This window comes from Mesorhizobium sp. M00.F.Ca.ET.216.01.1.1, assembly GCF_004010325.2.
GTDB lineage: Bacteria > Pseudomonadota > Alphaproteobacteria > Rhizobiales > Rhizobiaceae > Mesorhizobium.
The window spans coordinates 153,649-168,234 of record NZ_SADR02000017.1 but is presented as its reverse complement, the minus strand read 5'-3'; the positions used below and the strand labels follow the sequence as shown (position 1 = coordinate 168,234).

Genomic DNA, 14,586 nt, shown 5'->3' with positions numbered 1-14,586 from the left:
TGCCGCGCGAGGTCTTGCCGTCGATGGCCACCAGCGCTGGCGCGTCCGGACGCATCGCCGTCGCCCAGGACTGGAAGCAGTTCGCAAACAGCCCCGGATCGATCCGGTTCATCAGCAACGGCAGCCAACGCGAACCCGGAACCCCGTGATGATAGGGCAGGAAACGGCGCAGGAAGGCCACATTGTCCTCGCCCCAATCGGCGATGTCCTCGAAATCATCGCCCGCCGCGATGGTGCCGCAGACCACCAGCAGCAGAACCTCAGACAGCGGATGCGCCACCCGCCACCCCTCCCGGTCATCCTCGATCAGGGCGAAATGGTCCAGCAACAGCCGCAGACGCGGCTTCTCGGCAGTCTCAGGCATGGCGGTGCTCTCCGAATCAACGCCGCCAACAGAATCAGAACTGCCGCAATCCCGAAACCGCCGTTAACCCGAGTTCAATGCCGTGAGCTCCCCTTCCCTTCCATCGCCGGCCACGGCTATACTTCGAAATCCGCAACCCAATCTGGTGATTGATGCCGCCTGCAAAAAAGGAAGTCCGTCCGTCGAGCCGCGGAGGACGTACCCGCACGCCTGCCTTCGTGAAAAACCAACGCGGCGTGAAGAACTGGAAGGAAGTCAGCGCCTGGCTGGAATGGCGCGGCATCGAAGATATCGAATGCATCACCCCGGACCAGGCCGGCGTCGCGCGCGGCAAGATGATGCCGTCGAAGAAATTCACCTCCAACACCTCGCTGGCGCTGCCTTCGGCGGTGTTCATGACGACGATCTCCGGCGGCTACCCTGAGGACGGCAACGGCTTCCACTATCCGGAGGATGACGGCGACCTCAAGCTGATGCCCGACCTTTCGACGCTGACCGTGGTGCCGTGGGAAGAGGACCCGACCGCGGCGGTCATCTGCGACCTTGTCCACCAGGACGGCCGCTCGGTTGAGTTCACGCCGCGCAACGTGCTGAAGCGCGTGCTTGCAGCCTATGACAAGCGCGGGCTGAAGCCGGTGGTGGCGCCCGAGATCGAATTCTACCTCGTGCGCAAGAACCCCGATCCGGATTATCCCCTGACGCCGCCTGTCGGGCGTTCGGGACGGCCGATCGGCGGCGGCGCCGGCTATTCGATCGCCGGCGTCAACGAGTTCGACGAACTGATCGACGACATCTACCACTTCTCGGAAAGCCAGGGTCTGGAGATCGACACGCTGATCCACGAGGAAGGCGCCGGCCAGCTCGAGATCAATCTTCGTCATGGCGATCCGATCGAACTCGCCGACCAGGTGTTCATGTTCAAGCGCACCATCCGCGAGGCGGCTCTGAAGCACGAGATCTACGCCACCTTCATGGCCAAGCCGATCCAGGGGCAGCCCGGTTCGGCCATGCATATCCATCAGTCGATCATCGCCAAGAAGACCGGCAAGAACGTCTTTTCGGCCGAGGACGGTTCGGAAACCGACGCTTTCTTCCATTTCATCGGCGGCATGCAGAAGCATGTGCCGAACGCGCTGGTGATGTTTGCGCCCTACGTCAATTCCTACCGCCGGCTGACGCAGGCGGCCTCTGCGCCAGTCAACAACAAATGGGGCTACGACAACCGCACCACGGCCTTCCGCGTCCCGCGCTCCGATCCGGCGGCGCGGCGTGTCGAAAACCGCATCCCCTCCTCGGACGCCAATCCCTATCTGGCGCTGGCCGCATCGCTGGCCTGCGGGCTGATCGGCATGACCAACAAGATCAAGGCTGAGCCGCCGGTGGTGACGACCGCTAACGAGGACGAGATCGACCTACCGCGCGGCCTGCTCGAAGCCGTCGACCTGTTCGAGGCCGACGAAGAACTCGGCGCGCTGCTGGGCAAGTCGTTTGCTGCGACCTATGCGGCGATCAAGCGGGCGGAATTCGAGACCTTCATGGAAGTGATCAGCCCGTGGGAGCGGGAGTATTTGCTGTTGAATGTGTGAAGAAGCGCCTTCGTCGGCGGGTAGTGAATGGTGAATAGTGAATGGTTTCGATCATATTTCAGATAAGTGGCGGCACACGAGTCATCCCACCCGGCTCCATTCCCCATTCACTCTCCACCATTCACCGGTCGCGATGCGACCAATGACCTACCAATCCCCGATTTCACCCGGCCGCTCCTGGTATGAGGACACCGCCGGGCCACGGCCCGAATATCCAGCACTCGATGGCGACAGCTCATGCGATGTCGCCATCGTCGGCGGCGGGTTCACCGGCCTGTCGGCGGCGGCCCATCTTGCCAAGGCGGGCAGCAACGTCGTGCTGATCGAGGCGCACCGCTTCGGCGACGGCGCGTCGGGCCGCAATGGCGGCCAGCTCGGTACCGGCCAACGCGCCTGGGCCGAGGAGCTGGAAGCGGAATACGGCTTTTCCCGCGCCAAGGCACTGTTCGACCTCGCCGAGGAGGCCAAGGCGCATCTCCTCGAATTCGCCGCCGCCAACAAGATCGAGATCGACTACATGCCCGGCCAGATGTCGGTGGCGCACAAGCAGCGCTACGTCGACGACTACAAGGCGCATGCCGAAATCATGGTGAACCGCTTCGGTTATCCGCACATCAGCTTCATGGACGCCAAGGAAGCGGCGGAGCGGCTGGGCTCGACGCATTACTTCGGCGGCATCCGCGACACCGGCACCGGACACATCCACCCGCTGAAGCTGGTGATCGGCACAGCAAAGGTGGCGGCGCAAGCGGGTGCGCAACTGTTCGAGCAGACGCAGTCGACCGGAATCACCTCCAGCGGCGGCAAGGTAAGGGTTACGACGCCGAGAGGCACGATCACCGCCGAAAAATGCCTGATCGGCGTCAACGCCTATGGCGGCACACTCGAACCGGTGAGCGCGGCGCACATCATGCCGATCGGCTCATTCATCGGCGCGACGGTGCCGCTTGGGGCAGATTCGAAGGTGCTGCCGGGCGGCGAGGCGGTCGCCGACTCCCGCTTCGTCGTGCGCTATTTCCGCAAGTCGAAGGACGGGCGGTTGCTGTTCGGCGGCCGCGAGATTTATGCAGTCAACGACCCGAAGGATATCCATATCCACATCCGCCGGCAGATCGCCGAGCTCTATCCCGATTTGAAGGATGTCGAGATCACCCACGGCTGGGGCGGTTATGTCGGCATCACAGTGCCGAGAAAACCGTTCGTGCGCGAGGTGATGCCGAATGTGATCTCGGTCGGCGGCTATTCCGGCCACGGCGTGATGTTATCGAATTTCTTCGGCAAGCTCTATGCCGAGACCGCCGCCGGCAACCGCGACCGGCTGAAGCTGATCGAGGATTTGAAGATCCCGCCCTTCCCCGGCGGCCGGCGTTTTCGCACGCCATTGCTCTTCCTGGCGCTCAACTGGTTTGCGCTGCGGGACAGGATTTGAGCGACGAAGGTTCCCTGCCGTGGCGAACCCCGCCGGGGGTATGGCCCTGATTCCATTCAGATGTTGGTTGCCCCAACGAGACGTTGCAGAATCCTTAACAAGGGCTCAGATTTCGCGGCATGGGCGCACTGATGCCACAATCGCGGGCAAAGGATGCAGGCTCTGGGCGATTATTCGGGGACTTCTGCGGGCCTGCCCGCGCTGATTTTGGGACCGATGCCGATCTGACGCTGAAATTTCCAGCTCTGATCGAAAGAACGTCGGCCCGCATATGGAGGTGGCAAGAGTGAATGAGCCCTTCAGTTTCGGCGCGCCGGAACGACGGCGCTTTGCAGTGCAGTTCGGCTATGACATGCGGCCTTCGTTCTGGCAGGAGGTGCGGTCGAACTCGCATCTGGTGATCGCGGCGGTCGGCACCGCAGCGCTGCTCGGCGTTGCGGCGGTGGCGTTGTGGCTGGCATTGCCGGCGAGCGACAGGCAGGCGATTGCAAGCACAGAGCAGACCGTTCCGGCCATTCCGGTCAAGACAACGAAAATAGCTCCCGTTGCGGCAGCCGCAACAGTCGCTGCAGCGGCGCCACAGGCGGCGCACAAGGCCGACGCGGTTTCACCGGGGGCGGCTGCCATGGAGGCCGAGATTCCTGCACTGGCCTCCAACGATCCCCGCTGGACCGGGTCGGGTTCGAAAACTGCGTCAAATGCGGCAGCGGCAGCGTCTGACCAAATAGCCAGCCAGACTGAACAAGCAGCCGATAAACCGTCAACTTCTGCTGCATTCGCCGAACCGGCAGCGCAGAAGACCAACGCCACGGCTTTGCTTTCCAAGGTTGCCGCTCCCAGTCCGGCAACAGACGACGGCGCGCAAACTGCCGCTATCCCCACTCCAAAGCCGCAGCTGCCGGCAGCACAATCTTCTGTGACCGAGGGCGGTGACAGCAAGGCAACAGAGAAGCCCGAGAAAGCTGCTGCAGCCGGCTCCGGACGCATCCTCAAGGCCGTCACCATGCGAACCGGCCCGAAGAACAAGGCAGCCGCCATGGTCACAATACCTGCAAAAACCTCGGTGCAGGTAATGAGCTGCAAAAAATGGTGCCAGATCGTCTATAACGGCAAACGCGGCTGGGTCTACAAAAGCTACGTCAAGACCGGCGCCTAGTCTGTTGCGAAAATTGTCCTTGAGGACTGCCCTGCGGGGCAGCCCCGTTGACCGCCCAGGTGCCGAACCGCTGGCTCGAGTCGAATTGACGTCCGTTCAGATGCAGCGCCCGCCATCGACCTCCAGCGCCACGCCGGTGATGAAGGCGGCTTCGTCCGAAGCCAGCCAGAGTGCTGCATTGGCAATGTCGAGCGGCGTCGAAAGCCGGCCGAGCGGGATTGACGCGCGGAACTTCTCGCGGATCTCGGGCGTATCGGTGCCCATGAATTTCTCCAGCATACCGGTCTCGCCGGCGACGGGGCAGAGGCAGTTGACACGGATGTTCCTGGGCGCAAGCTCCACCGCCATCGACTTGGTAGCGGTGATCGCCCAGCCCTTCGAGGCATTGTACCAAGTGAGACCAGGGCGGGGCCTGAGGCCGGCGGTGGAGGCAGTGGTCAGGATCACACCGCCCCCTTGGGCTTCCATGACCGGCACCACAGCCAGTGCCGAGTGGTAGATCGCCTTCATGTTGACGGCCGTGATCAGATCGAACGTTTCTTCGCTGACGTCGAGCATGTCGCCGTTGCGATGCGTATAGCCCGCATTGTTGACCATGATGTCGATGCAGCCGAAGGCCCTCCTGGCGGCATGGACCATTTCGTCGAATTGCGAACGCGACGAAACATCCGTCTTGGTCCAGATCGCCGCCTCGCCAATTTCGCTGGCCACGCGTTCGGCGCCCGTGGCGTTGAGGTCGGCGACGACGACCCTGGCGCCCTCCTCGGCAAAGCGCTTGGCCATGCCCTCGCCGAAGCCGGACGCGGCGCCGGTGATGATGGCTACCTTGTTTTTCAGGCGCATGCTTTTCTCACTCATGATTGAAGCCAGTCGTGCCGGCCGCGTCGATTTCTCCTTTGGCTTTCGCTTCGATCCGGCTTTATGCTGCATCTGCGAAGGGCTTCCCGGAGCCATCGCCCGCCGACAAGCCTCCGGGTTGCGCCGGTGTCAAGGGCACACTTAGCTGTGACGCAATGGCACTGGAAAGATTAAATCGATTAGAATATATCAGCCACGCTACTGCGACCGGCGTCAAAGCGGACAAATCATGACCAGCCAGATCATCCCTGTCGATCCTTTCGACTTCATCATTTTCGGCGGCACCGGCGATCTGTCGGAACGCAAGCTTCTGCCGTCGCTCTACTATCGCCAGCGCGACCATCAGTTTTCCGAACCGACGCGGATCATCGGCACCTCGCGCTCGAAAATGACCGATGAGGAATTTCAGATTTTCGCCAAGCAGGCGATTTCCGACCATGTGAAACCGGCCGACATCGATGCCACGGAGCTGAAGACGTTCCTTGCCCGCCTTTCCTACGTCTCGGCCGACGCCACCACCGGCGCGGGCTTCGACAAATTGACGGAGGCAATCGGCAACAGCGAATGTATCCGCGCCTTCTATCTGGCGGTGGCGCCGGCGCTGTTCGGCGACATCTCGCACAAGCTGAAAGAGCACAAGCTGATCACGCCGAACTCGCGCATCGTGCTGGAGAAGCCGATCGGCCGCGACCTTGACTCGGCGCGCGCGCTGAACGACTTGGTCGGCGACGATTTCCATGAAAGCCAGATTTTCCGCATCGATCACTATCTCGGCAAGGAGACGGTGCAGAACCTGATGGCGCTGCGCTTCGCCAATGCGCTCTACGAGCCGCTGTGGAATTCCGCCAATGTCGACCATGTGCAGATCACCGTGGCCGAGACCGTCGGCCTGGAAGATCGCGTCACCTACTATGACAAGGCCGGCGCGCTACGCGACATGGTGCAGAACCACATGCTGCAGCTGCTCTGCCTGGTTGCCATGGAGGCGCCGTCGTCGATGGACGCCGACGCCGTGCGCGACGAAAAGCTGAAGGTATTGCGGGCGCTGAAACGCATCAACGGCAATGAAGCGCCGAAGCATACGGTGCGTGGCCAGTACCGCGCCGGAGCCTCGGCCGGCGGACCGGTGAAAGGCTATGTCGAGGAACTCGGCAAGGACAGCAACACCGAGACCTTCGTCGCGATCAAAGCTGAGATCGGCAACTGGCGCTGGGCGGGCGTTCCTTTCTACCTCAGGACCGGCAAGCGGCTGGCGACCCGCGTCTCCGAAATCGTCATCGAGTTCAAGCCAATCCCGCACTCGATCTTCGGCGATAGCGCCGGACCGATCTTCGCCAACCAGCTGGTGATCAGGCTGCAGCCAGACGAAGGCGTCAAGCAGTTCATCATGATCAAGGATCCTGGGCCGGGCGGCATGCGGCTGCGCCAGATCCCGCTCGACATGAGCTTCGCGCAGTCCTTCGACGGCCGCGCGCCCGATGCCTATGAACGGCTGATCATGGATGTCGTGCGCGGCAACCAGACGCTGTTCATGCGCCGCGACGAGGTCGAGGCGGCGTGGAAATGGATCGACCCGATCCAGGACGCCTGGGAAAGCGCAAGGCAGGAAGCCCAGGGCTACACCGCCGGCACCTGGGGTCCCTCGGCCTCCATCGCACTGATCGAACGCGACGGGCGGACATGGCACGAGAGCAATTGAACGGCACTGCCTACAACTGGCATGCCTTCGCCGGGCGCCAGGAATTGGCGGCAGCCCTTGCCGGTCATGTCGCCGGCCGTCTGACCAAGGCGATCGCCGAGCGCGGCACAGGGCTGCTCGCCGTTTCCGGTGGCACGACACCGGCAAAATTTTTTGCGGCACTCTCGATGATCCCGATCGCATGGGACAAGGTCACGGTGACGCTGGTCGACGAACGTTTCGTACCGGCTTCTTCGCCGCGTTCCAACGCCGGCCTGGTTGCCGCCAATCTCCTGCAAAACGCAGCTGCGACCGCACGTTTCGTGCCTCTCTATCATGACAACGCAAGCATCGAGGATGCTGCCGTTTCCGACAGCGCTGCGCTGCAATCGCTGTCCTGGCCGCTCGATGTCGTCCTGCTCGGCATGGGAACCGACGGCCATACCGCCTCGTTCTTTCCCGACGCCGAGGAACTGGCAAAACTGCTCGACCCATCCTCTGAGAGCATCGTGCTGCCGGTTCACGCTGCAAGCGCAGGCGAGCCACGCTTGACGTTGCCGCTGGCGCGGATCGTCAGCGCCGGCTTCATCGCACTGCATATCGAAGGTGAGGAAAAGCGCACCGCATTCGAGGACGCGATGGGGCTTGGAAAGCGAAAGCCCATTCGCGCCGTGATCGAGGCAACCCAGAGGCCTGTAGAGGTTTTCTGGGCACGCTGATTTCAACTTGCTGATGGTCCCGGCAGATAGCCGGTAGGCGTTTCCGGGACCTCGCCTGAAAGGACCGACCGCCATGACCGCAAGACGCGACATCGAAGCCATCACCGAGCGCATCCGCCAGCGCTCCATGCCAGGCCGCGAGGCCTATCTCGGCCGCATCGCAGAGGCCTCGAACCGCACCGCCAACCGGGCCGTGCTTTCCTGCGGCAACCTCGCACATGGTTTTGCGGTCTGCAGCCCGTCGGAGAAATTGGCGCTCGGTGGCGACCGGGTGCCGAACCTCGGCATCATTACCTCGTACAACGACATGCTGTCAGCGCATCAGCCTTTCGAGACGTTTCCGGCACTGATCAAGGACGCGGCGCGCGAGGCCGGCGGCATCGCTCAGGTGGCCGGCGGAGTGCCGGCAATGTGCGACGGTGTCACCCAGGGCCAGCCCGGCATGGAACTGTCACTGTTCTCGCGCGACGTCATCGCCATGGCCGCTGCGATCGGCTTATCGCACAACATGTTCGACGCCGCCGTCTATCTCGGCGTCTGCGACAAGATCGTGCCGGGGCTGGTGATCGCGGCGCTGACCTTCGGCCATCTGCCGGCGGTGTTCGTCCCGGCCGGACCGATGACCACAGGCATTCCGAACGACGAAAAGGCGAAGGTCCGCCAGCTCTATGCCGAGGGCAAGGCAGGAAGAGCCGAACTGCTCGAGGCCGAGTCCAAATCCTATCATGGGCCGGGAACCTGCACCTTCTACGGCACGGCCAACTCCAACCAGATGCTGATGGAGATCATGGGCCTGCACACGCCCGGCGCCTCTTTCGTCAATCCCGGCACGCCGCTGCGCGACGCGCTGACCAGGGAAGCGACGAAGCGCGCGCTGGCGATAACCGCGCTCGGCAACGCCTATACGCCGGCCGGCCGGATGATCGACGAGCGCTCGATCGTCAACGGCATCGTCGGCCTGCACGCCACCGGCGGCTCGACCAACCACACCATTCACCTGATCGCCATGGCGGCTGCAGCCGGCATCGCCATCACCTGGCAGGACATTTCGGATCTGTCGGAAGCAGTGCCGCTTCTGGCCCGGGTCTATCCGAACGGCCTTGCCGACGTGAACCATTTCCACGCCGCTGGCGGGCTCGGCTTCCTGATCCGCGAGTTGCTCGACGAGGGCATCCTGCACGAGGATGTCCAGACGGTTTGGGGCGAAGGGCTGCGGCCCTATGCTATCGAGGCCAAGCTTGGCGCCGACGGCAGCGTGGTGCGCGAGGCCGCACCGCGCGAAAGCGGCGACGAGAAGGTGCTGGCGCCATTCAAGAAGGCGTTCCAGCCGACCGGCGGGCTGAAGATGCTTTCAGGCAATCTCGGCCACGCCGTCATCAAGATATCGGCGGTCAAGCCGGAGCGGCGCATCATCGAGGCGCCGGCCAAGGTGTTCGACAGCCAGCAAGGGCTGAACGAGGCATTCAAGGCGGGCACATTGACCGGCGACTTTATCGCCGTCATCCGCTTCCAGGGGCCGAAAGCCAACGGCATGCCGGAACTGCACAAGCTCACCACCGTGCTCGGCGTCCTGCAGGATCGCGGCCAGCATGTAGCGCTGGTGACCGACGGACGCATGTCTGGGGCTTCCGGCAAGGTGCCGGCGGCGATCCATGTGACGCCGGAAGCAGTCGAGGACGGCCCGATCGCCAGGATCCATGACGGCGACATCATCAGGCTCGACGCCGACGCTGGAACGCTGGAAGTGCTGGTCCCGGCCGGCGATTTCGCGCTGCGTCGGGCGGCGGACAGCGATCTCATTGCCAATGAGTTCGGTTTCGGCCGTGAGCTTTTCGCCGGGTTCCGGCAATTGGTGGGCCGCGCCGACCATGGCGCCAGCGCATTCGGAACGGCCTGACAGCATTTTGCTTTTCACAAAAAAAGGGCGGCGCGCGGCCGCCCTTTTTCGGTGCCGTGGAAAATGACAATTCCTACTGAACCGTGATTTCGGCCCGTTCGCCGGCCTTGACCGTCACCGGCATTTCCTTCTCCTGGCCCTGGTCGGACATGTGGCGGACGATCACATAGTCGCCGGCGGGAAGGGTCTGCTGCCAGCTGTCGCCGTAGTTCAGGCCAAGCGATTTGCGCTTGCCTTCAATGTCCTTTTTCGGAGACAGGATCTCGATCGAGTAGGCACCGGGGGCCGACATTGCCACAACGCCGGCATCAAGCATGACTTTGACATCCTGGTTGTCGCCCACCTTGACGCTGAACGGCTGCTCGACGGCCGCGAGATCGAGCGTAGTGACCGCCACATAGTCGTCCGGCGGCAGCCAGAACTTGCTGTCCGGTCCGTAGGAATGCTCCATACTGTCGCGCGTGCCGTCGATCTTCTTCTTCGCCTTGACGATCTCGAAGCCGATGCCGGAGCTGTCAGCCTTGTCGCCGCCAGCGGTGTAGTAGGCGTTGACCACGATATGTCCGACACCAACGATCACATCCTTCTCGATCGTCTGCCCGGCGGCAAGCTGAACGGTCTCCGTCGCCGTGCCAGCACCGATCTTGACCGTGACCTTTTGTTCGCCTGCCGGCACGATGACCTTGGTGTCGCCATAGTGGGTGGTGCTGTCGCCGGGATAGGTGAAATGGAGACTGGCCTGGTCACTGATCTCGGCGCCTTGGCTCGGCCGCGGATGGATGAGCAAGGTGCCGGCGTTCAAGGTGAACAGCGGCTTGTAGACCTGGCCAGCCTCGATCTTGACAGGCTGCTCCACCTTGGCCTCGTCGTCGCGCGCGACAACGATGTAGTCGCCCGGGGCGAGATTGCCGCTATAGGCGCCATATTCGGTGGTGACGGAATCGCCGCGCGTGCCGTCGGAATTCGCGTTGTAGATCTCCCAGGCATTGCCGTCGGTGATCGGCTCGCCACCTTCGGCCATCACCACGGTCGGGATGAAATTGAATTCAGGCTTGGCGGGTTCCGGAGCGGGCGCCGGTTCGGGGGCCGGCGCTGGTTCAGGCGCCGGCGCAGCGACGGTTTCGACCAATGCATCCTGCAACGCTTTCTCGTCGGAGGCCTGGATGTACTTGCCGCCGGTGTTGTCGGCAAGACAGGAGATCTGCTTGCCTTCATCGGCGGTCAGGCCAAAGCCGACGACATCGGCGGTGAAGTCGACGCCCGATGCCTCCAACTCCTTGCCAAGCGCGCAGGGGTCGCCGCTACAGGTTTCCAGGCCGTCGGTAATAAGAACGACGGTTGCCTTGTCCTCGGTGTATTTTAGAGCCTCCGCCGCCTGCTTGACGGCGGCGGTCAGCGGCGTCTTGCCGAGGAATTTCAGACTGTCGGCGGCGGCCGAAATCGCGCTGGTCGCGCCCGGCTGCGGCGGCACGATCAGCTCGATGTCGTCACAGCTGCCCTTCTCGCGATGACCATAGGCCATGAAGCCGATTTCCTCGTCGGCGGGAACCGACTGCAACACGGTTCTCAGCGATTCACGGGCGATTTCGAGCTTGGGCTTGCCATCGATCTGCGCCCACATCGAGCCGGAGGCATCGAGAATGACGATCACCCGATCGGCGGCAAAGCCGAGCGTCGTCGTCAACAAAAGGAGCATCGCCGCAGCGACGCTCCGTGCAAGTCCCGCCATGAAAATCTCCTTAGGTCCGCCCTTTTTTACGTGCCGGAAGCTATTTGACGCGGCGTCGGGACACAAGTCCAGCCGCAGGAGGATCAACGCCAACGGCTGGAGCCTGACGGCTCAGTAGGTCGTGCGCCGCTCTTCGGAAGGCGGCCGGCCGAACTGCAGCCGGTAGCTCTGGGCGAAGTAGGAGTGCGAGGTGAAGCCGGTGGCGATGGCCACGTCGAGAATCGGCATGTTGGTCTGGCGCAGCAATTCGCGCGCCCGCTCGAGCCTGAGCCGCATGTAGTAGCGGCCGGGGGTCACGCTGAGATGGCGCAGGAACAGGCGTTCGACCTGGCGCACCGACAGACCGGCCGACTTGGCGAGCTGCACCGCCGACAGCGGCTCGTCGAGATGGTCGGCCATCAGCTCGACGATGCGCCGCAGCTTCTCCGACTTGCCGGTGAGGTCGCGTTCCGGTCCGACGCGCTGGCGATCTCCGGCGGAGCGGATGCGTTCGTGCTGGAACTGGTTGGCGACGCCATTGGCGAGGTTCGAGCCGAAATCGCCGCGCACGATCTCCAGCATCAAGTCGATCGAGGTGGTGCCGCCGGCGCAGGTATAGCGCTTGCGGTCGATCTCAAAGACGTTGCCGGTGCAGTTGATGTCGGGGAAGCGCTCGACGAAGCCGGCGCGGTTTTCCCAATGGATGGTGCAGCGGTAGCCTTCGAGTTGGCCGGCTTCGGCGAGCAGATAGGAGCCGACCGACAGCGCGCCGAGCGCGTTGCCGCGCCGGCCCCAGCTGCGCAGCGCCGCCAGCACCTTGCTCTTGCCGGGGAATTCGGTGGTCAGCCCGACGGAGACGAAAAGGATATCGACCGGTGGCAGATCGGCAACAGCGTAGTCGATCTTGAGCGGCAGGCCGTTGGAAGCCATGACAGCATCGCCGTCGGCCGACACCGTCGTCCAACCGTAGAAATCACGGCCGAGCAGCCGGTTCGCCGAGCGGAAGGTATCGATCGCCGCGGCCAGCGAGAACATCGAAAACTTGTCGACCAGCAGGAACGCGAACTGCCGGCCGCCTTGAACGGGATCACTCACGAGCGGCCGTTCTGTGGGAACAGTAAGGTTCGACAAAGCTGGCGGCTTTCTGGTCAGAAGGAAGGCCGTTTCAATCCGGCCGCGAGATAGGCGGAGGCTACTGTGTTGGCCATCAGCATGGCAATGGTCATCGGCCCGACACCGCCGGGAACCGGGGTGATGGCGCCGGCCGCCTTTGCCGCCTCGGCATAGGCAACGTCGCCGACGAGGCGGGTCTTGCCTTCGCCCTTTTCAGGCGCGGCAATGCGGTTGATACCGACATCGATGACCGTGGCGCCGGGCTTGACCCAATCGCCCTTGACCATCTCAGGCCGGCCGACGGCGGCGACCAGGATATCGGCAGTGCGGGCGAGCGCCGGCAGATCCTTCGTCCGGCTGTGGGCGATGGTGACGGTGCAGTTGGCGGCAAGCAGCAGATTGGCCATCGGCTTGCCGACGATGTTGGAACGGCCGACGACGACCGCATTGAGGCCGGACAGATCCTTGCCGCGCACACGCTCGATCAGCAGCATCGAGCCGGCGGGGGTACACGGGACAAAGGCGGTCTCGAGTTCGCCGGTGCTGAGCTTGCCGACATTGATGAAGTGGAAGCCGTCGACATCCTTTTCCGGGGCTATCGTCTGGATGACCTTGCCGGCGTCGACATGGGCCGGGAGCGGAAGCTGCACCAGGATGCCGTTGATGGCCGGGTCGGCGTTGAGCCCATTGATGATCTTCAGCAATTCCTGTTCTGAGGTCTCGGCCGGCAGCGTGTGCTGGACCGAATGAAAGCCGCATTCCTTGGCGGTGCGGGATTTGGAGGCGACATAGACCTGGCTGGCCGGATCCTCGCCGACGATCACCACCGCCAGACCGGGCTTTTGCGCGCCCTTGCCCGCCAATTCCGCGGTCAAGGCCTTGACCGTCCGCACCACGTCTTCGGCAACGCTCTTTCCGTCAATCACTTCGGCCATCAACCACCCTCAACACCGTTTCATGTCTATCGTTGCGCCAAAACCGCTGCGCTTTCTGGGCAATATTCAGCGCGGCATTTTCACGAAAATTCGACCGGGCAATCCCGTCAAAGCGCCGTCCCATGCCGTAAACTCGAAACCGGCAGCTTTTATTCGGCGCTGACAGCTTTAGAAATAGCGGCGTTGCGAGCGGCTCTCGGCCAGTTCACGTATCGCCTCGTGGAATTCGCGCAGGCTGGCGCGGATTTCGTCGATCTGGGTATGCTGGTCGGCGGCGCTCGGGACCTGAGGGACGCCTGCCAATGGGTCCTTGGGATAAGGAAGCTGCCCGGTATAGGGCTGCCGCTGCGGGTAGCCGACAGCTTCATGCATTGGCTTGGGGCTTGCGACGATAACCGGTGATGCGGGTTCGACCGGGTGCGTCTCAGTTGGCCCTTCCTTGCGGGCGATAATCCTGCGCACCACCGACAGCAGCGTGGGGACAAGGCCAAAACGTTCGGCGCCTGCGACCTCGACCAGCGGAGCGGCGACCGCGAGCAGCGGATTTGACCGCCCTTCGCGTTGCAAGCGGGCAAGGCGATGGCGCGTGGCGGCATCCTCGCGCCATGACGGGTTTGACCGGTCGCCGATCGAAACCGGCGAGGTGTCTTCATCCTCCTCGCCGCGCAGACCCTGAGCGAGCGCCAGCAGCGAACACTCGCGCCTCCAGTCTTCACGGTTTTCCCTGTCGGCCATCGTCTTGGAGCTTTACTCAGTGGCGGCTTGGGGCGGTCTGCCAATCGTTAAGCCACGCTAAACAGGCATGGCAAACAAACGGTTAATTTCTATACCAGGAGAGCGAGGTTTCTCTTCGGTTACATGTCTCTTGAGCGCAATCGAGCCGCCCAGAACGGCACGTTACAGCGAGATGAGGTCGATTGGATCGTTCTGTTTCTCGGGCGACGCAGCGATCTGAACGCTTTCCCCGAAAGCTTCTTCTTCCATCGGGGCGATCCGATCTGGCTGTTCTTCGTGCTCGGCGTGCTTGGCCTGAGGCAAGTGTCGCTGCGGCCGATCGCGGTGCGCGCTGCTTCCTAATCCGTCCATTCCAGAAGGGCTTCCCCGCCGCGTCGCGAGCGTCTATGGAGACGCTAAATTGCGGAG

General features: G+C 63.0%; 12 protein-coding genes and 1 pseudogene. 7 read left to right on the top strand and 6 right to left on the bottom strand.

Annotated elements, in window-relative coordinates; translation table 11 throughout:
• Positions 1–364 (bottom strand): ISAs1 family transposase (locus EN859_RS22045; RefSeq protein ID WP_135913543.1); only part of this gene is annotated, 364 nt, incomplete at its 3' end.
• Positions 365–516: 152 nt separating this feature from the next.
• Here EN859_RS22045 and EN859_RS22040 point away from each other — a divergent pair.
• The 3 genes from EN859_RS22040 (at position 517) to EN859_RS22030 (ending at position 4,535) form a co-directional block, all read left to right on the top strand.
• Positions 517–1,950: a glutamine synthetase family protein gene (locus EN859_RS22040; RefSeq protein WP_127854828.1), complete on the top strand. Its 1,434-nt coding sequence runs from the start codon at positions 517–519 to the stop codon at positions 1,948–1,950.
• A 142-nt stretch (positions 1,951–2,092) separates the two neighbouring features.
• On the top strand, positions 2,093–3,379 hold the full coding sequence (locus EN859_RS22035) for an FAD-binding oxidoreductase (protein WP_127854827.1): 1,287 nt from the start codon (positions 2,093–2,095) through the stop codon (positions 3,377–3,379).
• 286 nt (positions 3,380–3,665) lie between these two features.
• On the top strand, positions 3,666–4,535 hold the full coding sequence (locus EN859_RS22030) for an SH3 domain-containing protein (protein WP_189502148.1): 870 nt from the start codon (positions 3,666–3,668) through the stop codon (positions 4,533–4,535).
• A 96-nt stretch (positions 4,536–4,631) separates the two neighbouring features.
• Here EN859_RS22030 and EN859_RS22025 read toward each other — a convergent pair whose 3' ends face one another.
• The gene (locus tag EN859_RS22025; RefSeq protein WP_127854841.1) at positions 4,632–5,378 is read right to left on the bottom strand and encodes an SDR family oxidoreductase; all 747 of its coding nucleotides are present in this window, start codon (positions 5,376–5,378) and stop codon (positions 4,632–4,634) included.
• A gap of 244 nt (positions 5,379–5,622) precedes the next feature.
• On the opposite strand from EN859_RS22025, the gene zwf reads away from it, so the two are divergent.
• The 3 genes from zwf (at position 5,623) to edd (ending at position 9,687) form a co-directional block, all read left to right on the top strand.
• Positions 5,623–7,092, top strand: coding sequence for a glucose-6-phosphate dehydrogenase (zwf, locus tag EN859_RS22020; RefSeq protein WP_127854825.1), 1,470 nt, complete (start codon positions 5,623–5,625; stop codon positions 7,090–7,092).
• A complete protein-coding gene (gene pgl / locus EN859_RS22015; protein ID WP_127854824.1) occupies positions 7,074–7,790 on the top strand; it encodes a 6-phosphogluconolactonase in 717 nt (238 codons plus the stop codon). The genes zwf and pgl overlap by 19 nt, the downstream gene beginning before the upstream one ends.
• 73 nt (positions 7,791–7,863) lie before the next feature.
• Positions 7,864–9,687: a phosphogluconate dehydratase gene (edd, locus tag EN859_RS22010; protein WP_127854823.1), complete on the top strand. Its 1,824-nt coding sequence runs from the start codon at positions 7,864–7,866 to the stop codon at positions 9,685–9,687.
• A gap of 73 nt (positions 9,688–9,760) precedes the next feature.
• Here edd and EN859_RS22005 read toward each other — a convergent pair whose 3' ends face one another.
• From EN859_RS22005 to EN859_RS40545, 4 genes are all read right to left on the bottom strand, one after another.
• Positions 9,761–11,416, bottom strand: coding sequence for a VWA domain-containing protein (locus EN859_RS22005; RefSeq protein ID WP_127854822.1), 1,656 nt, complete (start codon positions 11,414–11,416; stop codon positions 9,761–9,763).
• A 111-nt stretch (positions 11,417–11,527) separates the two neighbouring features.
• The gene (locus tag EN859_RS22000; RefSeq protein ID WP_281015624.1) at positions 11,528–12,526 is read right to left on the bottom strand and encodes a GlxA family transcriptional regulator; all 999 of its coding nucleotides are present in this window, start codon (positions 12,524–12,526) and stop codon (positions 11,528–11,530) included.
• 17 nt (positions 12,527–12,543) lie between these two features.
• Positions 12,544–13,443 carry a bifunctional methylenetetrahydrofolate dehydrogenase/methenyltetrahydrofolate cyclohydrolase FolD gene (folD, locus tag EN859_RS21995; RefSeq protein WP_127854820.1) on the bottom strand — a complete coding sequence of 300 codons (900 nt, stop codon included), beginning with the start codon at positions 13,441–13,443 and terminating at the stop codon, positions 12,544–12,546.
• A gap of 168 nt (positions 13,444–13,611) precedes the next feature.
• Positions 13,612–14,178 (bottom strand): hypothetical protein, encoded by a 567-nt coding sequence (locus EN859_RS40545; RefSeq protein ID WP_348632939.1) that lies wholly within the window; start codon positions 14,176–14,178, stop codon positions 13,612–13,614.
• 186 nt (positions 14,179–14,364) lie between these two features.
• On the opposite strand from EN859_RS40545, the pseudogene EN859_RS21985 reads away from it, so the two are divergent.
• A pseudogene (locus EN859_RS21985) lies at positions 14,365–14,520 on the top strand (O-antigen ligase family protein); the annotation flags it as partial.
• Positions 14,521–14,586: the final 66 nt, after the last annotated feature.

Excerpts from the sequence above, each read along its gene's own strand:
- EN859_RS22040 (WP_127854828.1), top strand. The coding sequence starts at position 517 with ATGCCGCCTGCAAAAAAGGAAGTCCGTCCGTCGAGCCGCGGAGGACGT.
- EN859_RS22035 (WP_127854827.1), top strand. The coding sequence starts at position 2,093 with ATGACCTACCAATCCCCGATTTCACCCGGCCGCTCCTGGTATGAGGAC.
- EN859_RS22025 (WP_127854841.1), bottom strand. The coding sequence starts at position 5,378 with ATGCGCCTGAAAAACAAGGTAGCCATCATCACCGGCGCCGCGTCCGGC.
- zwf (WP_127854825.1), top strand. The coding sequence starts at position 5,623 with ATGACCAGCCAGATCATCCCTGTCGATCCTTTCGACTTCATCATTTTC.
- pgl (WP_127854824.1), top strand. The coding sequence starts at position 7,074 with ATGGCACGAGAGCAATTGAACGGCACTGCCTACAACTGGCATGCCTTC.
- edd (WP_127854823.1), top strand. The coding sequence starts at position 7,864 with ATGACCGCAAGACGCGACATCGAAGCCATCACCGAGCGCATCCGCCAG.
- EN859_RS22005 (WP_127854822.1), bottom strand. The coding sequence starts at position 11,416 with ATGGCGGGACTTGCACGGAGCGTCGCTGCGGCGATGCTCCTTTTGTTG.
- folD (WP_127854820.1), bottom strand. The coding sequence starts at position 13,443 with ATGGCCGAAGTGATTGACGGAAAGAGCGTTGCCGAAGACGTGGTGCGG.
- EN859_RS40545 (WP_348632939.1), bottom strand. The coding sequence starts at position 14,178 with ATGGCCGACAGGGAAAACCGTGAAGACTGGAGGCGCGAGTGTTCGCTG.